Source organism: Mesorhizobium sp. B2-3-12 (genome assembly GCF_006442205.1).
Lineage (GTDB): Bacteria > Pseudomonadota > Alphaproteobacteria > Rhizobiales > Rhizobiaceae > Mesorhizobium.
Genome location: NZ_VFVR01000008.1, coordinates 146,409 through 164,515, shown reverse-complemented (window position 1 = coordinate 164,515; position 18,107 = coordinate 146,409). Strand labels below are relative to the sequence as shown.

The following is an 18,107-nucleotide window of genomic DNA, read 5'->3' as shown; positions in this document are numbered from 1 at the left end:
TTGACGCGATTTAGCCGCTGACAGCTTGGTGATCGCAGGCAGGCTAGGGTCGAATTCCGTCCAGAAACCGGTCCTGCAACCGGGTCTCCCCAAACCAGTTCAGCCGGTTGATGCTGACGAAACCCGCATCGATCGCCTCGTTTTCATCGCCCGGTTCGCTTGCATGGGCCCGGCCGCGCGGCACGGTGATGACCGTGCGATCTCCATCGGTCTCCACGATCTCGGCCTTGCGGCCGATCTTGTCGCGGCCGATGCGCGGTTGCCGGATTTCGGCCGGCAGCACGGTCGGCAGGTTGACGCTGAGCCAATGGCCTTCCCTCGCCCAGTCGGCGCGCGATTGCCACAATGAGCCAATCAGCGCGCCGAGCCATTGGTCGTCGCCATCGCTGAACTCAGGATTTTTCACACGCGAAAAACCGATTGCCGGCGCGCCCCAGAAGCTTGCCTCCCGGGCAATGCCAAGCGTGCCGGAATAGGCAATATCCTCGGCGACGTTGCGGCCGTCATTGACGCCCGCCAGCACCAGATCCGGTTTTGCTTCCCGTGCGAAAAGCCACGTCATTGCACTCACCACGCAGTCGGCCGGTGTGCCCGAGCAGGAATACCAGTTCGTCTTGATGCGTTGCATCGTCAGCGACCTGGCGATCGTCAGCGACGAGCCGGCGGCGGTGCGCTTGCCGTCGGGGGCGACCACCCAGACATCGTTGCTCAGCCCGCTGGCGGCATTGACCAGCCGAGACAGGCCGGGGGCTTCGATGCCGTCGTCGTTGCAGATCAGGATTCTCATTTTTTGCTCCCTTGCCCCACCGTGACACGGTGGCCTGTGCGGCATTGCGTGAGCAACGACGGGATATGGCTTTTCAAGTCGCCGAGCAGATCGGGCCCGCAGGAATGGCTCAGCGCCGTGGGGCGTCCCGCCTTCTCCCAGATGCCGACATTGCCCGACAGTGTCGGATGGGTGGGCATGCGTATCCAGTCCGCCCGACCGGCTTTGTTGAGGAGCTGACCCGGAGAGCCCGGCGGCAGATGCCCGGTGAGCAGCACCGGGTATCCGGCCTCTCCAGCACGCGGCAACAGCCTGGAGGACGGGCCGGCTTCGCCCATGCCGTCATCGGCCAGCAAGGGCAGCGCCGGCAAGGGCTCGCCATCGGCCCAGTCGGCTGCCTCCCGCAAGCGGCGCCGCAGAAACCCGGAAACGCCAGGCAACAGGGATGCTCCGGCGTCCATCTGCGCCTCCAGCGATGAGCGCATGCCGGCATGGATGGCGAATGGCCCCGGCAAGGCCGCGATCAATTCCAGCGAACGGCCCGACAGCGGCGTCGGCAGGAGGCATCCCCGTGGGTGGCGCGCCACCCATTCGGAAATTTCTCGCGCCCGGACCGCCCCCGGCACGGGATCGGCGCCGTAGGAAGCGTCGAAGACCAGAAGGTCGCAGTGCGGGATCGTGTCCATGACGAACACATTGCTGTCCGGCACCACATCGGCCGAATAGGCAATGCGGCTTTCCCCGTCGTCGACTGCGAACCAGACGCCACCCACGACATGACCTGAACGTCCCGTGCTGACCACGAGATTGCCACTGGTGAGCGTGTCGCCCGGCTCGAAGAGTTCGATACGGTCTTCGGGCAAGGGAAATCGGCTGAAGTCGCCCGGTTCGGCATAGGCGGCAAGCGTCGCCGGCGCCTCGCCGCGGGTCTCCGCCGTCATGAAGATCGGGCCGGCATAGCCACGCGCCAATAACCAGCTCAGCGCGCCGACATGATCCTCATGGGCATGCGAGACAAACACTGCATCGATGTCGTCGACCGGCCCTTCCAGCGCCGGATAATATTCAGCCCCGGAAGCGCCGACCTTGATGCCGATATCGAGCAGGATAAGCGTGCTTCCGCTCCGGACGGCGAGGCTGGTGCGGCCTTTTTCCCCAAAGCCGCCGAGCAGGTCGAGCATCATCACGATGCAGCCCCCGTCGCCGGGATGAGCCAGCCGGATTTTATCCGCAGACGCGCCTCGGTTCCGCTCTCCAGCGTCACGGGATCGGCTTGCTCGAAATGCAAGGTGAGGTCCGGACCAGCGGCGGGTGTGAATTCGATGCGCGCCGCGCCGCCCTGGTATATCGCCCGCTTGACCCGGCCGTCGAAGCCCGTGGCATCGGCCGAGACTTCGAGGTCGGCGGAGCGGCAGCAGATCTTGGCGCCGGCGCGCGGCCGCTCGCCGGGCCGGCAGCGAACCACAATCTCGGTTCCGAGAACCCTAACCTTGCAATGCCCGCCTTCTTCACCCGTCAAGACATCCGCCGGCAGCAGAATGCCTTGCGAAATGAACGACGCGACCATTTCGTTTGCCGGCTCATGATAGAGCTCGCGCGGCGTGGCAAGCTGCGCCAGGCGGCCATGATCCATCACCGCGATGCGGTCGGCCAGCGCCATCGCCTCGGCCTGATCATGGGTGATGTAGACGATTGTCGTGCCGGTGCGCTTGTGGAAAGCGGCGAACTCGTCCTCCATCGAGGCCCGCAGATGCACGTCGAGATTGGCAAGCGGTTCGTCGAACAGCACCAGCGAGGGTGCAGCCACCAGGCAGCGCGCCAATGCCACGCGCTGGCGCTGGCCGCCGGAGAGATTGGCGGGCCTGCGCTCGCCCAGCCCCTGCAGATTGACCAAGGCCAGCGCGTCGTCCACTTTTTGACGCGCAACCGCCTTGTCGAGCTTGGCCACCTTCAGCGAATAGCCGATGTTCTCGGCGACGCTCATATGCGGCCACAGCGCGTAATTCTGGAAGACGATGCCGACGCGCCGCTTTTCCGGCGCGACACTGCCGCCGCTGTTCGAAACGACATCGCTGCCGATGCGGATTGCGCCCGAGGTCACCTTTTCGAAACCGGCCACCAGCCGCAGCAACGTCGTCTTGCCGCAGCCGGACGGGCCGAGCACCGCCAGGAATTCGCCGTCAGCGACGTCGATCGAGACATCCTTCACCGCGTCGAAATCGGCGAAGCTCTTGGTCACATGGTCCAGGCTCAGTCGCGCCATGGCAGAACTCCGCTCGGAAGATGAGGGGCAAGCAGGTTGGTCACCAGCATCAGCACGAAGGTGACCGCGACCGTGATAACGGATATCGCCGCCGCGTAATTGGAATCGCCGCCTTGCTCGAAGGAGAACATCACCACGCCGATGGTCTCCGAGCCCGACGACCACAGCAGCGCCGAGACGGTGAGTTCGCTGAGCGCCGTCATGAAGATCAGAAGGCCGCCGGCGACCGCCGCCGGCGCCACCAGTGGAAAGACGATGGTGCGCAAGCGTGTGAACAGGCCGGCGCCCGCCACCTGCGCGGCCTCTTCCAGCGCCCGGTCGATCTGGTGATAGCCGCTGATGGTCGGCCGCAGCGCCAGCACCAGGAAGCGGGCGAGATAGGCATAAAGGATAATCCAGACGGTGTTGTAGAGCTGGATCCCGGTCAGTGGGATCGGCCGCAGGAACAGGAGCAGCGAGGCGATCGCCAGCACCACGCCTGGCAAGGCATAGGGCAGTTCGACCGACAAATTGAGCAGCCGCACCCAGCGCTGCTTGCCCCAGGCGATCAGATAGCCAACCGGCACCGCGACGATGACCGCAAAGAAGGCGGCGGCGATCGAAAGCCAAAAACTGTTGAAGAAGGCGCGGTTGGCGGCATCATGCTCGAAAAGCACGAAACGATAATTGTCGAGCGTCGCCGTCTTGGCGGTGAGCGCGATGCCGTAGCCCGGCACCAGCGAGGTCAGCACCAGCCCGAACAGCGGCAGGACCAGCACCAGCACGATGAGCAGCCACATGCCGGCCTGGACAACGGGCCGCCAGCGGCCAAGTTCATAGGGCTCGGCCGGCAGCGACGTCGAGGAGATGCGATAATCGCGGCGACGGCTCATCACCTCCTGGGCGAGAATACCGGCCATGGCAATGACGCCGATCAGCACCGACAGGAACGCGGTCTCGCCGAGCACGGCCGGACCGCCGCCGGCCAGCTTCTGATAGATGAGCGTCGGCAGCACCAGATAATTGGCGGGGATGCCCAGAAAGGCCGGAATGCCGAAATTGCCGACGCAGGAGACAAAGGCAAGTGCGGCGGCCGCCATGATCGACGGCGTCATCAGGGGCAGCACGATGGTGACCAGCACGGTGAACCAGTTCGCGCCACCGGCACGCGCGGCTTCGACCAGTTCGCGCGGCAGCTTGCGCAGGCCCGCGCGCACCAGCAGGAACACGAGCGGGCCATATTGTACGCCAAGCAGCAGGATGATACCCGAGGTCGAATAAAGCGGGTTCTTCGTGCCGAGCGGCGGCGCCGCCCCGAACAGTTTTAGGAACGGGCTTGCCGGGCCGAACAGCTGCAGCCATGCCAGCGCCGTCACCTGCGGCGCGATCATCAGCGGCGTGACGTAGCACAGCACGAGGGCGCTTCGGCCACGCATGTCGGTCAGCGAGACCAGCACGGCCACCAGCGTTCCCGACAGTACCGCCAGAAGAGTGCCGCCGATGCCGACGACCAGCGTGTGCCAGGTCGCGATCCAGGTTGCCGGGTTTTTCAACCCGGCCTCTACCGCCACGGCCGACAAGCTGCCGCCGGGCGCCACGATCTCCTTGACCAGGCGCAGCATGGGCAGCAGCGAAAGCAGCACGATGCCGACGGCCACCGCCGCCGTCAGGACCATTTCCTGGCCCCGGCTCTCCCTGATACGTGTCGGCATGATTGCGTTTCCTGGGATCGATGCGCGCGGGCTTTGCCCGAAGCGGGCGGGATGCCGCTGACCGGCATCCCGCTGCGACCGGCGGCTCAGCCGCCGAACAGTTCCTGGAACTTCGCCTTGTCGGCGTCGGTCTTGGCGACGATCGCCTTGGTGTCGAACGGCATCACCTTGACCTTGACGCCCTCCGGCAGCCAATCGGGGCGGCCGACCGACGCACGCGCCGGCAAATAGCCCATCGACAAGGCCAGCTTCTGGCCCTCGTCCGAAAGAATGAAGTCGACGAACTTCTTGGCGCCGTCGACGTTCTTGGCCGTCTTCATGATGGCGACCGGCTCGGTCACGGCGGGCACGCCTTCGCTGGGGAACACGAACTCGACGGGCGAGCCCTTCTTCTTGGCGTTCATCGCCATGAAGTCGACGAGGACGCCGTAAGGCTTCTCGCCCGAGGCCACCGACTTCAGCACCGCGCCATTGCCGCGTACGCTGACGGTGTTGTTGGTCTTCAGCTTCTGGAAGAAATCCCAGCCATAGTCGGTATCGCCGGCGAAACCCGAAAGCAGGTACGCGGCCGCACCCGAATAGAGCGGGCTTGGCATGACCAGGCCGTCGGCATAGGCTGGCTTGGCGAGATCGGCCCAATGCTGCGGCTTTTCGGCGGCGGCGGTGTTGTAGACGATGCCGGTGGTGATCAGTTTGCTGCCGAAATAGGTCTTGTCGGCGTCATAGGCATCCGTCTCGATGCCGTCGAGCTTGGCCTCGGGATAGGCCATCAGCCGATCGTCCTTCTTCAGCAGTTCCATCGAGACCGCGTCGGCGATCAGCAGCACATCTGGCTGCGGGCTGCCGGCAGCGAATTCGGCCGCCATCTTGGTCAGGATGTCGCTGGTGCCCGAGCGATAGATGGTGACGTCGATGCCGGGCTGCGCCTTCTTGAAGGCGTCCACGGTCTTGGCTGCGTCCGCCTCGGGTTGGGATGTGTAGAGCGTCAGTGTTTCGGCATTTCCCACGCCGGCAAACAAAGTAGCCGCGAGCGCCAGCTGGCTGGCCAGCAGCTTGATGAATAGCGTCTTCATGAGACCTCCTGTCTTGTCTGTGCATGACGGTCCGGCCTCTGGCCAGCACCCCGTCTCTTCCTCCCTGCACGGCGCATATGACTGGTGGATGACACTGCGCGTGAAAGGCACAAAATATGTTCATATGTTCAATGTCAATTACAAATGATCAGGACTATGCGATAGTTGGGCTGCCGTTGACCGCACCCGGTTGACAGACGGGCGGCGTTTCCCGGATCAGAACAACGCTGCGGATCATGCCACATGAGGGACGATGATTATGCCCACGGAAAAGCCCACATCGGCTCGCCTGCCGATGGTCTCGTCGGACCTCAACGTCAAGACGGCATGGCTCTATTATGTCGAGGGTTTCACGCAGGAGCAGATCGCCGAGAAGCTCGATGTCTCCAGGGTGAAGGTCATGCGCACGCTGGCCGCTTGCACCGCCGAAGGCATTGTCGTCACCATGATCAACGCGCCGACCGCCGAACAGGTGGCGCTGGAGCGGGAACTGGAGAAACGCTGGGGCCTCAATGCCGCCGTCGTCATCCCCACACCTTCGGCCCACGACCATCTGGAGAAGGCCATTGGGCACGCGGTGGCCGCCTATCTCGGCGAGCAGATGCAGGACGGCATGACGCTGGCGATCGGCGGCGGCGCGACACTGCATGCCAGCCTCGGTTTCCTTGCCCGGCGCCAACTGAAGCACGCCTCGGTGGTCGCGCTTGTCGGCAGCTTGCCGCATTCGCAGTGGATCAACCCGTCGATCGTCGCCGCCAAAGTCGCCGATGTCTTCGAGGTCGACAGCTACCAGATCACCGCGCCGGTGATGGTGGACGACCCCTCGCTGCGCGAACTGCTTTGGGCACAGCCGACCTTGCAGGATGTGCGCCGGCGCGCGGCCGCGGCCGACATCGCATTGCTCACCGTCGGCGATATGTCGCCCGACGCCACCATCTTCCGGCATGGCATCGTGCCCTCATCGCTGATTGCGCCTTTGAAGGCGAAAGGCGCGGTCGCCAACATGCTGTGCTATTTCGTCGATGCCACGGGCACACTCGTCGACCACGAGGTCAACGGCCGTGTCATGGCGATCGATCTCGACGTTGTCGGACGGGTACCCAATGTCGTGCTGGCCGCCGGGGGAAAGCGCAAGGTGGCGGCTATTCTCGCCGCGCTGAAGGCCGTCAGCACCAATGTGCTGATCACCGACAGCGACACCGCCATGGCGCTGCTGGCCAAGGCCGGTCGAGACGCTTCCGGGGTTTAAATCAACCCGCGTTCGCGCAAAAAGTCCTCGACGCCGACATGGGTCATGGATTCGAATTCGGCGACCGCTTCGGCCACGCGTCTGCGCTGCCCTGCCAGCAACGTGAACACCTGCTTCATCTCGCCCGAAACGCCGAAACGGCTCCACCGCTCCGCTATATGCATGGGCAGGCCAATATCGGCACAGAACGAATCGAGGCTGTCATAGCCGAGACTGACGACAAGCTGCCTGGTCTCTTCCGCCGACATGCGCGGCTCGAAGGCGTGGTCATGCAGGCGCTGCGCCACCAGCTTGATGTCGGAAGGCGACGCGCCCATGACCTTGCCGAACAAGGTTTTCATGTCAGATGGGTCGAATGCAGGCATAGCGGCCTCCCTTGCTCGCGATCCACTGGGGAAGATGGGTCAAGGGCCGACGCCTGGCAAGTCGTTTCTGTCGTGAGCCGGCGCATCATTTGGCGCCGGCTCGCGACTGTGGTCTACACCAGCATGCCCATCGGGCTCTCGATCAGCTTCTTGAAGGCGACCAGCAGTTCGGCGCCCAAGGCTCCGTCGACGGCACGATGGTCGGTCGACAGCGTCACCGACATCACCGTGGCTATCTTGATCTCACCGTTCTTGACCACCGCCCGCTCCTCGCCGGCCCCGACCGCCAGGATCGTCGCATGCGGTGGGTTGATGACGGCGGCGAAATCCTTGATGCCGAACATGCCGAGATTGGACACCGCCGTCGTGCCGCCCTGATACTCCTCCGGCTTCAGCTTGCGGCTGCGCGCCCGGCTCGCCAGATCCTTCATCTCGTTGGAGATGACAGACAGCGTCTTTTCGTCGGCATGGCGGATGATCGGCGTGATCAGGCCGCCGGGGATCGAGACGGCGACCCCGACATCGGCATGTTTGTGCTTGACCATGGCGCTCTCGGTCCAGGAGGCATTGGCATCCGGCACTGCCTTCAGCGCCATCGCCATCGCCTTAATCACCATGTCGTTGACCGACAGCTTGTAGGCCGGCGCCTCGCCCTTGTCGGTCTTCTTCACCGGGGCCGCCGCATTGAGCTGCGAGCGCAGGGCCAGCAGCGCGTCGAGTTCACAGTCGAGGGTCAAGTAGAAATGCGGGATTGTGGTCTTGGCTTCGACCAGGCGCCGCGCGATGGTCTTGCGCATGACGTCATGCGGGACCAGCTCGTAGGAGCCTTGCTCGAACAGCTTCAGCACCTGATCGTCCGACATCGCCTTTACGGCCGGCGCGGATGCAGCGGAGGCGGGAGCTTCCAGTGTGACTCCTGGAGTCTCTTTAGCACCGCCCTTGGCGATCGCTGCCTCGATGTCCGCCTTGACCACACGGCCATGCGGACCGGTGCCGGAGATGGCTGAAAGCGTGAGGCCCGCCTCGCGCGCCAGGCGGCGAGCCAGTGGTGTCGCGCGCGCACCCGCCGGCGATTGGTTGATCTCCCCTCTCGTGGGGGAGATGGCAAGTGGCGGCGAAGAGGGCAGGCCAGAGGGGGGCGCCTCGCTCCCTGCGGTTGGCGGGACAGCGCCCGCCTCTGTCGGCTTCGCCGACATTTCGGGGGAGATTTGCGCCTTGGCCCCATAGACCTCGCCATCGGCATAAATCCAGGCAACCGGCGCGCCGACTGGAATATCGACGCCTTCCTTGCCGGTCACGTCGCGAAGCACGCCGCTGGCAGGCGCGTCGATCTCCATCGCCGCCTTGTCGGTCTCGATCTCGAACAGCACGTCGCCCTTCTTGACCTGCTGGCCTTCGGTGGCGAACCAGCGCGAGATCTGTCCGGTCGCCATGTCCATGTCGACCTTGGGAAGAATGACTTCGGTCGGCATGTCTCAGCGAACCCCTTTCACGAGGTCGCGCGCGGCGGTGATGATGTCGGGAACCTGCGGCACCGTGGCCTTTTCCAGCTCCGGATTGTAGGGGATCGGCGTTTCCGCGCCGCCCAGCCGCACGATCGGCGCGTCGAGATAGTCGAACGCCTCGCTCTCGGCGATCATGGCGCTGACCTCGGCGCCGATACCCAGCGTCTTGACCGCTTCATAGACGCACATCAGCCGCGACGTCTTCTTGACGCTGTCGATGACGGTCTGCTTGTCCATCGGCCGGATGGTCCGGAGATCGACCACTTCGACGTCGATGCCTTCGGCTTCCAGCACGGCTGCTGCGTCGAGCGCCTTCTGCACCATGATCGAGGTGGCGACGATGGTGAGGTCGCGGCCCTCGCGGCGGATATCGGCCTTGCCGATCGGCACGGTGTAGTATCCCTCGGGCACCGGACCTTTCGCCTTGTAGAGCAGCTTGTGTTCGAAGATCATCACCGGATCGGGATCGGCGACAGCCGCCAGAAGCATGCCCTTGGCATCGTAGGGCGTCGCCGGCTGGATGACTTTCAGCCCCGGCACATGGCCGAGCCAGGCTTCCAGGCTCTGGCTGTGCTGGGCCGCCGCGCCCGTGCCGGAGCCGGCGGGGAAACGCATCACCACGGGCACGGAAACCTCGCCGCCCAACATGAAGCGCATCTTGGCCGCCTGGTTGACGATCTGCTCCATGGCGAGCGTGGCGAAATCGGAAAACTGGAATTCGAAGATCGGCCGCATGCCGGTGACGGCGGCACCCACGGCGACGCCCGCGCCGCCCAGTTCCGAGATCGGCGTGTCGATGACGCGCTCCGTGCCGAAGCGCTCGACCAGATCGCCGGTCACCTGGAAGGCGCCGCCATAGACGCCGATATCCTCGCCCATCAGGAAGACGCGCTCGTCCATGTCCATGGCGATCGCCATGGCTTCCTGGATCGCCTGGGCGTAGCTCAGTTCACGCACCATCGCGTCCATCACGCCTGCTCCGTATACACGTAATTCCCGGTCTCGCTGATATCAGGCGACGGGCTCGCCTTGGCGAACTCGATGCCGTCGGCGATCTCTTGCGCCACCGTCTCGCGGATGGCCTCGATGCCCTTGTCGTCGATGAAGCCGAATTCCCGCAGCTCGTTCTCGAACAGCGTGATCGGGTCACGGTTCGACATCCAGTCCTCGATCTCTTCCTTGGTGCGATAGCGATTGCGGTCGCTCTTGGAATGGCCGCGATGGCGGTAGGTCTTGGATTCGATCAGCGTCGGACCTTCGCCCGCGCGCGCCCGCTCGACGGCCTTGTAGGACGCCTCGGCGACCTCCGAAAAAATGTTGCCGTTGACGATGACGCCGGGCATCGAATAGGCGGCGGCGCGTTCGGCGATGTTCTTGACCGCGGTCGATCGGTCCGTCGATGTGGACATGCCATAGCCATTGTTCTCGCAGACGAAAATGACCGGCAGCTTCCAGACCGCCGCCATGTTGAGCGCCTCGTGGAAGGCGCCTTCATTGTTGGCGCCATCGCCGAAGAACGAAACTACGACCTTGCCGGTCTTCATCATTTTGGAGGAGAGCGCCGCCCCGACGGCGATCGGAATGCCGCCGCCGACAATGCCGTTGGCGCCGAGATTGCCCTTGGCGACATCGGCGATATGCATCGAACCGCCACGACCCTTGCAGTAGCCGGTGGTCTTGCCGAAGAACTCGGCGAACATGCGCTTCACCTCGGCGCCCTTGGCGATGCAGTGGCCATGGCCGCGATGCGTCGAGGTGATCTGGTCGTCCTCGCCAAGCGGCATGCAGATGCCCATGGCGCTGGCTTCCTGGCCGATCGACAGGTGCATGGTGCCGTGGATGAGGCCGCGCGTGTAGCTCTCCTCCGCGCCTTCTTCGAAGCGGCGGATGAGGTACATCTTGTAGAGCACCTGCTTGAGCTGCTCGGCGCTGTACTGGCGATACACGAAGGGCAGGTTGGCGCGGCTGTCCGCGACGGCTTTGGCTGTGGCCATGATCACGCCTCCACGGTTCCGTAGACGAGCTTATCCTGGCGGGCGCGCAGTTCGGCGATCTTGGAACCCGCCGCCGGGGCGGCATTGGCGTAGGTGATGAGTTCGCCCTTCTTGATCGGCGCCGTCACCGAACCGCCCTGCAGCAGGCCGCAGGGAATGGCTCGTGCGGCATGCGCTTCCGGTGCCGTCATGATCCAGGCGCGGTAGCAATATTCGCCGATCGCATCGAGCTTCTCGCCGGGCTGCATGTCCTTCTTGGCCACGGCGGCCACTTCGGCCACCGGCTTGGCCAGCGGCACCATATCGGCCTTGCCGTAGAGCACGACGCGGGCACAGGTCAGCGGCACTTCGAGCGACGTCAGGTGATAAGGGCGATGGAAGGTGAAATACGGGCCCTTGCCCATCTTCAAATCTTCCATGCGCTCCGAAATGCGCGGGTGCGACATGTCGGCGACGACGAAAACGCCGGGCGCGACACCCTTGCCGATCGAATAGTCGACGACGCCGACCCTCGACAGCACGCCGCCATCCTTCTGCGGCACCAGCACCTTGTTCAGTTCGCCGAGCGTTGCCGCCGGGCCATGCATGCCGGCCTTGTCGGGAACCAGCCCGGTGGCATTGGCGATCGCCGCCATCTCGACCATGGTCTTGGAGCCGTCGACGAATTCGACCAGCATACGCACATTCATGTGCCTGCGCCTGGCCTCATCCTCATAGGCGGGCGGCGTGGCGTCGATGTTAAGCGGATTGTTCTTGCCCTTGCCGGCGGCGACGATCGGATGGCCCATCGCCGAGACGAATTCGATCAGTTCCATGCAGGAGGACGGCTCATCGCCGGCGCCCAGCGAATAGGTGACGCCGAGCCGATCGGCCTCGCTCTTCAGGTAGGCGCCGATGGTGACGTCGGCCTCGACATTCATCATCACCAGATGCTTGCCGTGTTCCATGGCCCGCAAGCCGATCTCGGCACCGACGGCGGGGACGCCGGTCGCGTCGATGACGACGTCGATGAGGTCGTTGTTGATGACCAGGCTGGCGTCGTTGGTGACCGCCACCTTGCCGGCCTCCATCGCGGCCGTCATCGCCGAAGCGTTCGACACTTCGCGCGCGTGGCCGGTTTGCTGGAAGGCGATGTCCACCGCGCGGCTTGCCGCGGGCAGATTCAGCTCCGAGATCGCGCCGATCTCGATGCCGGACATGTGGGCGACGCGGGTGACGATGTCGGTTCCCATTTCGCCCGACCCAATCAGGCCGATGCGGATTGGCTTGCCCGACTTGCCGCGTTCATCGAGATCGCGGGCAAGGCCCGTCAACGAAATATTGGAAGCCATACCGCTCATTCCTCCCATAGTGCAGGCTTGTTCGATTGCATGACGGGTTATTGAACATCTGTATTTCTGTCAAGACTAATGTCCAAATCTGCGTGCTTTTGCAGCACTTTCACAACCGGACGAAAAGGCCTTCGGAGAGCCGGCAAACCACGACTTTCCGCGTTGCCATGGCCAGACAGCACCCCAACGGCGGCTCACGGGCGGCGCGGCGTGTGGCGCACAGGACACTTGTGAGGAGCCCTCACCCTGCGTAAAAGCGTTGGGCAGTGAACATCCATCGGTCAGGGGCTCTCCGATGAACGTCCAACAACGGGTTAGACATGTGCCGCCGGCGGGCGATGGACCGGCCTATGCGATTGCCGGCATCTTCGCCGCGGAATTGAAAGTACCGGCCGTCGGCCTCGACGATAATTTCTTCGACCTCGGCGGTGATTCGCTGATGGCGGAGACTTTGGTGCTTGCCGTGCAGAAGCGGTTCGGCGTGAAATTGCAGACTTCCGTCCTGCTCGAAGCGCAGACACCGCGCGAATTCGGCCGGTTGATCGCATCGCTGGTCCCGGAGCATCCGGCCCGCGAGCTGATCGTGCCGGTGTCCGGCGGCATCGGCCAGGAGCCGATCGCGATGATCCACGGCATCAGCGGCTCGGCCTTGTTCGCCAATCGCTTCAGCAGGCGCCTGAAAGAGAAGTACGCGATCATGGCCGTGCGCGGCATGGGCACCGAACCCGGCGAGACGCCCTATTCCACCATGGCCGAAATTGGCACCAACTATTTTGAAGCCTTCACCTCGGTGACAGGCATGCACCCCGACGTCATCGGCGGCATCTGCGTGGGTGGCCTGCTGGCGATCGAGGTCGGCCGGCTGAGCCACGAGGCGACCGGCAAGCGGCCGGCGATCGTGCTCATCGATCCACCGTCGCCAGGTTCGGCCTGGCTGAAGCCGATGCCCGACGATCGCCTCACCGAGAGGCGGCGCCGCGATATCGCGCGCAAGGTGATCTACTGGCGCCTGCTGCGCGACACGCTGAAGACGGTCGGCCTTGGACAGACACGTCTGGGGCGCCATCTGCGCAAGAAAGCCTACAAGAGCGCGCTGTTGCAGGCCGCGGCCGGTTTTGTGCCCTCGTCCTATCCCTGCGACATCCTCATCCTCGCCAGTTCGGAATGGGGAGCCACCACCGTGAAGGATTACAAGGGCTGGGCGTCCGACAAGGCCAGTGTGAAAACGGTCGTCATGCCGGGCACGCATAACAAATTCCGCAAGGCCAACATGGATGCGATCGACGCGGAAATTCTCGCATTCCTCGACGACAGGCAGACAGCGGCGCGCGAAGTCCAGCACAAGCAATGAGTTTCGGCCGGCAGATACTGGAGGCCTTCGCCGCCCATGGCGACAAGGTCGCGATGGTCAGCGACCGGTCTGATATCACCTATGCCCAGGCTCTGACGCAGAGCGGGCTTCTTGCCGCCAATTTCCGCGCATCGGGCATCGGGCCAGGCGACCGCGTCGGGCTCGCCATGGTCGACAACATCGACGTGGTGCTCTCCATCCTCGCCTGCTGGACAATCGGCGCCACCCCTGTCGTCATCGACTTTCGAACGCCCAGGAGCCAGCGAGCCAGGCAGGCCCGCGACTTCGGCATGAGAATGGTTTTCGAAAGCCGCGCCATGCCGGGCGACGAGGTCTATCCGAGCGCCCTTTTCGACGCCGGCTGGAAATCGGCCTCGGCGCCGGGACTCGACGCCGGCGCCCCGGTGGACGATGCCGCCCCCGCCTTCCTGATTTTCTCCTCGGGCACGACGGGCGATCCAAAGGCCTACACGCAGTCGCACGAAGCGCTCGCCAGGCGTATCGCGGCGCGGCGGGGGGTGGTGGAGGGAACCGCCAAGCGATTCCTGACGCCGATGGCCCTGTCTTATTCGGCAATGCGCCACCAGGTCCTGGGCTATCTGCTTTACGGCGGCGTCGTCAGGTTCTTCCCGCCCTTGTTCACCCCCTCGGAACTCATCGAGGCGCTGCTGTCGTTCCATGCAAGCGGCACGGCGCTGGCGCCATCGGTGATTGCACGGATGGTCAAGGAAGCCGGCGAACGCGCGACCCACCTGCTTCCCGAGCTTTCCGTGCTCTACAGCATAGGCGGGCCGGCCAGGGGCGAAGACAAGATCGCGGCCTACCGCTATCTCTCGCCTGGATACCGGATAAGCTACTCCTCGAGCCTGACCGGCATCATATCCTCGCTGTCGGGCGGGGATATTCTGACAAAACCCGAAAGCGCTGGCCGTCCGGTGGCCGGCGTACAGGTCGAGATCCTGGGCGCCGATGGCAGCGTGCTGCAGCAAGGTGAGCGCGGGCTGATCAAGGCGCGGACGCCAACCATGGCATCCGCCGTTCTGATGCCCGGCAACCGCCTTTTCGTCGATCCGCGGATCATGGGCTCCGACTGGGGCATCCCCGGCGATATCGGATTTCTGGACGCCGACGGATTTGTCACGATCGTCGATCGGGAGGCCGATATGATCGTTCGCGGCGGCGTCAGCGTCGCGCCGCAGGAACTTGAAAAACTGATCCGCACCCATGCCAAGGTGCAGGACGTCGCCGTGGCCGGCTTCCCGGACGAGACCATGGGGCAGGAAATCGCCGCCTTCATCGTCTCCGACCGGGGAACGGTCGAGGAATTCCAGGCTTTCATGCGCGCCAACATCGCGCCCGACCGGCGGCCGCGCGAGATACGGCTCGTCGCGTCACTGCCTTACAGCGGCAACGGCAAGCTGCTGCGCCGCCAGCTGGTCGAAGCGCTGGCGCACAAAGGACCTTAGAAGAACCGTCCAATGCCGGCGAGCCATGGCGCCGGCCAGGGCTGGGACGCCAGCATGTCGAAAACCGAATAGACAAAGGCCGTCGCGGCGGCCGCGATCATCAGGGGTGACCGCCACGACTTCGTCCCAAGCACCGTGATGCTGCCGGCAACGAAAATGAAGGTTGCCGCCAGGTGCCCGACCAGCAGGATGAGAACGGCCAGGGCCAGGCAAAGGCCGATGATCGCGAGATTGCCTTTCATGGTGGGTTCCGAAACCGGCGACCATTCGCCTGGTGTCCCGTCACGCGCGGATAGGACAGGCGTGGCTCGCCTCCGCCATCGCAGGGTCGTTTGCACTGTCGTCACCAGTGAAAACACCATCAGCAATCCAGCCGTGATGATCGGGAAGATGGCGGCCTCGAAGGGAAAGCCGGTCGCGGCGGTCACCAGCGCGGCAAACGCCAGCAATGTCATCGTGGCGCCTGCGACAAGGTCGGGCAGCGCGGGCGGCAGTGGGCCGCCGGGATTTCTGGCCCTGATCCATGACAGCGTCTGCCTGACGACGCCGACCACGGCCAATCCAAGCAGGATGAGCACCAGTGGCTGGGCGAGCCACGACCAGCCGGAAATCTGATAGGCGAGAAAGAAATAATTCTCGAGGCTCGGCCCGAGCACGAACCCCAGCGAGAAAGCCGAGCGCGGCCAGTTGAGTTCCTTCATAGCCATGCCGACGGCGCCGACGCCGATGACCAGCGCAAAGTCGAAGGCGCTCATATTGGTCTGGTAAGCGCCGACCACGATGAAGGTCACCACCAGCGGCACCAGTATGGCGGCCGAAACCTGCGCCACGCGCGCCAGCGGCCGGGTTAGCACAAGGCAAGTCACCGCGCCGACAATGTTCGCCACGGCGATGCTGAACACCATCGACATCGTCAGCGCGGCGTTCTTGCCCAGCATGTCGGGGCCGGGAACCAGCCCATGGACGACAAAGGCGCCGAGCAGGATGCTCATCGAGGCCGAACCGGGCACGCCGAAAGCGATGGTCGGGATCAGCGAGCCGCCTTCCTTGGCATTGTTGGCGCTCTCGGGAGCGATGACGCCCCTGACATTGCCCTCGCCGAACTTCGGCCCGGAGCCCGGGCGACGCGACGCATAGCCATAGGCGATCCAGTCCAGCACCGCGATGCCGACGCCGGGAACCGCGCCAAGCAAGGAGCCGATGGTGCTGCACCGCAGCACCAGCGGCCATTCCCGCAGCGTATCCCTGATGCCTTGCCACATCCCGGCATAGGTGGGCCGCTCCGCATTGCCCTGGATGGAGCCGCGCAGCAGAAGCGAGGCCAGCTCCGGCAGGCCGAAAAGGCCGAGAAACACCAAGGCAACCGGCAGGCCGTCCCAGAGATAGATTTCCCCGAAGGTCCATCGGTCGATGCCGGCGATCTTGTCGATGCCGACAAAGGAGGCGAGCATGCCGAACATGGCCGCCGCCAGCCCCTTCAGCGGCTGGCTCCCCGCCAGCATCGCCACGATGGAGAGGCCAAAGGCGCAGATGGCGAAGAAGTCCGGCGTCTTCAGATAGAGGACAAGCGGCCGCATCACGGGTATTGCCGCGGCAAGCACCAGGGCACCGAACACGCCACCGATCATCGACGCGGAATAGGAGGCGCCGAAGGCCCGCGCGGCTTCGCCCTTCTTGGCCATGGCATGGCCGTCGAGCACCGTCGCCGCCGCGCCGACCGAGCCTGGAACCCCGAACAGGATGGCGGGGATCGTGTCGGAGGTGGTGTTGACCGATCCCATGCCGAGCAGGAGCGCGAAGGCGGCATAGGCGTCCATGGTGTAGGTCATCGGGATCAGCAGGGCCATCGCGAACAGCCCGCCAATGCCCGGGACGACGCCGACGACGAGACCGACGAAAACACCGGTCACCAGCATCAACATGCGAAACGGCTGCGCCATCTCGACGATGGCGGTGAGGATCAGATCCACCGTTGAGCCTCGCGGAGAATCTACTTCACCAGATTTCTGGCGGTCTCGAACACATCCGGTCCCGCGTTCAACTGCTTCGACACGAGCCGGCTTATGTCCTCGCCGCTGGTGGCGTTGACGGTCATTTCGCTGAGCTTGCCGATGTCGGCCAGGAACGCCGGATCCCGCACCATCTCCATATATCCCTTGCGCAACGCCTCTACTGTCTCCTTGGGCGTGCCCGGCGGGACGACCAAGGGATGATGGAACTGCAGGGTCGTCTCGATGAGCGCGGCCGCCTCGCGGACCTTGGCATCCTCGATCTTGTCACTGAACCGCTCAAGCTTCGCCTCGCCAACGGCCGTGCCTGAGCCGAACGTTCCAATGAGATTGAGCGTGTCGCGGTTTCCGGAGATGTTGTAACTGGAAACGCCGCACATTCCGGCGATTTCGCCCCGCTGCATCGCCAGTTCGATATCGGCGGTACCGTCAAAGCCCGTAACGATCTTGAACTTCGCCTTCAGCCCGTTCTTGGCCAGCGCGGCGAAAATGTAGGTCACGCTGCTCTTGCCGGTCGCCCCGATCAGGAAATCGGACTGCAGGAACTTGTCCATCGTGTCGATGCCGGAGCCCTTGGCAGTCATGCAATAGGCAGGCTCGTTGACGAGCGAGCCGATCCATTGCAGCGCAAGCGGATCGAAATTGGCGTTTTGCGGATCAAGCACCGGCGCATAGGACATGGCTTCGCTGACCGAAGCGATGACGCTTCCGTCGGCCGGCTCGCTGCCCAGCACCATCTTGGTGAGCTTCAGGCTGCCGCCGCCGGGTACATTCTGGACAATGATATCCGGACCGCCCGGCAGGAACCGGCCAAAATGGCGGGCGATCAGCCGCGATGTCTGGTCATAGCCCCCGCCGGGACCATAGCCGACCTTGATCGTGATTGTCTTGAATTCGACCGCTTGCGCCTGCGCGCACATCGCCAAGGCAACGCCGACGGCAATGAAGGCGCGCAACGCGCGCAAGATCACAACAAACATATCAACCCCCGTGCAGAACCCGGATGGCGTTTTAGCGCTCCGATGGCTCGATTGATAGCGCCCG

The 18,107-nt window shown here is 64.2% G+C and carries 15 protein-coding genes; 3 read left to right on the top strand and 12 right to left on the bottom strand.

All coding sequences use genetic code 11. From position 1 onward, the window contains the following. Positions 1-43: 43 nt before the first annotated feature. From FJ948_RS22290 to FJ948_RS22270, 5 genes are all read right to left on the bottom strand, one after another. Positions 44-787 (bottom strand): 5'/3'-nucleotidase SurE, encoded by a 744-nt coding sequence (locus FJ948_RS22290; protein WP_140708185.1) that lies wholly within the window; start codon positions 785-787, stop codon positions 44-46. Beyond that, the gene (locus FJ948_RS22285) at positions 784-1,950 is read right to left on the bottom strand and encodes an MBL fold metallo-hydrolase (RefSeq protein ID WP_140708522.1); all 1,167 of its coding nucleotides are present in this window, start codon (positions 1,948-1,950) and stop codon (positions 784-786) included. The genes FJ948_RS22290 and FJ948_RS22285 overlap by 4 nt, the downstream gene beginning before the upstream one ends. Beyond that, positions 1,950-3,029 (bottom strand): ABC transporter ATP-binding protein, encoded by a 1,080-nt coding sequence (locus FJ948_RS22280; protein ID WP_140708183.1) that lies wholly within the window; start codon positions 3,027-3,029, stop codon positions 1,950-1,952. Before FJ948_RS22280 ends, FJ948_RS22285 begins: the two co-directional genes overlap by 1 nt. After that, positions 3,017-4,720 (bottom strand): iron ABC transporter permease, encoded by a 1,704-nt coding sequence (locus FJ948_RS22275; protein ID WP_140708181.1) that lies wholly within the window; start codon positions 4,718-4,720, stop codon positions 3,017-3,019. Before FJ948_RS22275 ends, FJ948_RS22280 begins: the two co-directional genes overlap by 13 nt. Before the next feature lie 86 nt (positions 4,721-4,806). Beyond that, positions 4,807-5,793, bottom strand: a complete 987-nt coding sequence (locus FJ948_RS22270) for an ABC transporter substrate-binding protein (protein WP_140708179.1) — start codon at positions 5,791-5,793, stop codon at positions 4,807-4,809. Positions 5,794-6,052: 259 nt separating this feature from the next. On the opposite strand from FJ948_RS22270, the gene FJ948_RS22265 reads away from it, so the two are divergent. Next, positions 6,053-7,042, top strand: coding sequence for a sugar-binding domain-containing protein (locus FJ948_RS22265; RefSeq protein ID WP_140708520.1), 990 nt, complete (start codon positions 6,053-6,055; stop codon positions 7,040-7,042). Here the strand turns inward: FJ948_RS22265 and FJ948_RS22260 are convergent. From FJ948_RS22260 to FJ948_RS22240, 5 genes are all read right to left on the bottom strand, one after another. Continuing rightward, a complete protein-coding gene (locus FJ948_RS22260; protein WP_140708177.1) occupies positions 7,039-7,407 on the bottom strand; it encodes a hypothetical protein in 369 nt (122 codons plus the stop codon). The two genes, FJ948_RS22265 and FJ948_RS22260, sit on opposite strands and share 4 nt — an antisense overlap. Before the next feature lie 113 nt (positions 7,408-7,520). Continuing rightward, positions 7,521-8,879, bottom strand: coding sequence for a pyruvate dehydrogenase complex dihydrolipoamide acetyltransferase (locus FJ948_RS22255; RefSeq protein ID WP_140708176.1), 1,359 nt, complete (start codon positions 8,877-8,879; stop codon positions 7,521-7,523). 3 nt (positions 8,880-8,882) lie between these two features. Beyond that, positions 8,883-9,881, bottom strand: coding sequence for an alpha-ketoacid dehydrogenase subunit beta (locus FJ948_RS22250; protein ID WP_140708174.1), 999 nt, complete (start codon positions 9,879-9,881; stop codon positions 8,883-8,885). Continuing rightward, a complete protein-coding gene (locus tag FJ948_RS22245) occupies positions 9,881-10,906 on the bottom strand; it encodes a thiamine pyrophosphate-dependent dehydrogenase E1 component subunit alpha (RefSeq protein ID WP_140708172.1) in 1,026 nt (341 codons plus the stop codon). Before FJ948_RS22245 ends, FJ948_RS22250 begins: the two co-directional genes overlap by 1 nt. Positions 10,907-10,908: 2 nt before the next feature. Beyond that, positions 10,909-12,237: an NAD(P)H-dependent oxidoreductase gene (locus FJ948_RS22240; protein WP_140708170.1), complete on the bottom strand. Its 1,329-nt coding sequence runs from the start codon at positions 12,235-12,237 to the stop codon at positions 10,909-10,911. A 295-nt stretch (positions 12,238-12,532) separates the two neighbouring features. Between FJ948_RS22240 and FJ948_RS22235 the strand changes: the two genes are divergently transcribed. Further along, the gene (locus tag FJ948_RS22235) at positions 12,533-13,588 is read left to right on the top strand and encodes an acyl carrier protein (RefSeq protein ID WP_140708168.1); all 1,056 of its coding nucleotides are present in this window, start codon (positions 12,533-12,535) and stop codon (positions 13,586-13,588) included. Next, positions 13,585-15,054, top strand: coding sequence for a class I adenylate-forming enzyme family protein (locus FJ948_RS22230; protein ID WP_140708166.1), 1,470 nt, complete (start codon positions 13,585-13,587; stop codon positions 15,052-15,054). Before FJ948_RS22235 ends, FJ948_RS22230 begins: the two co-directional genes overlap by 4 nt. Here the strand turns inward: FJ948_RS22230 and FJ948_RS22225 are convergent. Next, positions 15,051-17,024, bottom strand: a complete 1,974-nt coding sequence (locus FJ948_RS22225; RefSeq protein WP_140708164.1) for a tripartite tricarboxylate transporter permease — start codon at positions 17,022-17,024, stop codon at positions 15,051-15,053. The genes FJ948_RS22230 and FJ948_RS22225 overlap by 4 nt on opposite strands. Positions 17,025-17,044: 20 nt before the next feature. Further along, complete coding sequence (locus FJ948_RS22220; RefSeq protein ID WP_140708162.1) at positions 17,045-18,043, bottom strand: hypothetical protein; 999 nt, start codon at positions 18,041-18,043, stop codon at positions 17,045-17,047. Positions 18,044-18,107: the final 64 nt, after the last annotated feature.

Excerpts from the sequence above, each read along its gene's own strand:
- FJ948_RS22290 (WP_140708185.1), bottom strand. The coding sequence starts at position 787 with ATGAGAATCCTGATCTGCAACGACGACGGCATCGAAGCCCCCGGCCTG.
- FJ948_RS22285 (WP_140708522.1), bottom strand. The coding sequence starts at position 1,950 with ATGATGCTCGACCTGCTCGGCGGCTTTGGGGAAAAAGGCCGCACCAGC.
- FJ948_RS22280 (WP_140708183.1), bottom strand. The coding sequence starts at position 3,029 with ATGGCGCGACTGAGCCTGGACCATGTGACCAAGAGCTTCGCCGATTTC.
- FJ948_RS22275 (WP_140708181.1), bottom strand. The coding sequence starts at position 4,720 with ATGCCGACACGTATCAGGGAGAGCCGGGGCCAGGAAATGGTCCTGACG.
- FJ948_RS22270 (WP_140708179.1), bottom strand. The coding sequence starts at position 5,793 with ATGAAGACGCTATTCATCAAGCTGCTGGCCAGCCAGCTGGCGCTCGCG.
- FJ948_RS22265 (WP_140708520.1), top strand. The coding sequence starts at position 6,053 with ATGCCCACGGAAAAGCCCACATCGGCTCGCCTGCCGATGGTCTCGTCG.
- FJ948_RS22260 (WP_140708177.1), bottom strand. The coding sequence starts at position 7,407 with ATGCCTGCATTCGACCCATCTGACATGAAAACCTTGTTCGGCAAGGTC.
- FJ948_RS22255 (WP_140708176.1), bottom strand. The coding sequence starts at position 8,879 with ATGCCGACCGAAGTCATTCTTCCCAAGGTCGACATGGACATGGCGACC.
- FJ948_RS22250 (WP_140708174.1), bottom strand. The coding sequence starts at position 9,881 with ATGGACGCGATGGTGCGTGAACTGAGCTACGCCCAGGCGATCCAGGAA.
- FJ948_RS22245 (WP_140708172.1), bottom strand. The coding sequence starts at position 10,906 with ATGGCCACAGCCAAAGCCGTCGCGGACAGCCGCGCCAACCTGCCCTTC.
- FJ948_RS22240 (WP_140708170.1), bottom strand. The coding sequence starts at position 12,237 with ATGGCTTCCAATATTTCGTTGACGGGCCTTGCCCGCGATCTCGATGAA.
- FJ948_RS22235 (WP_140708168.1), top strand. The coding sequence starts at position 12,533 with ATGAACGTCCAACAACGGGTTAGACATGTGCCGCCGGCGGGCGATGGA.
- FJ948_RS22230 (WP_140708166.1), top strand. The coding sequence starts at position 13,585 with ATGAGTTTCGGCCGGCAGATACTGGAGGCCTTCGCCGCCCATGGCGAC.
- FJ948_RS22220 (WP_140708162.1), bottom strand. The coding sequence starts at position 18,043 with ATGTTTGTTGTGATCTTGCGCGCGTTGCGCGCCTTCATTGCCGTCGGC.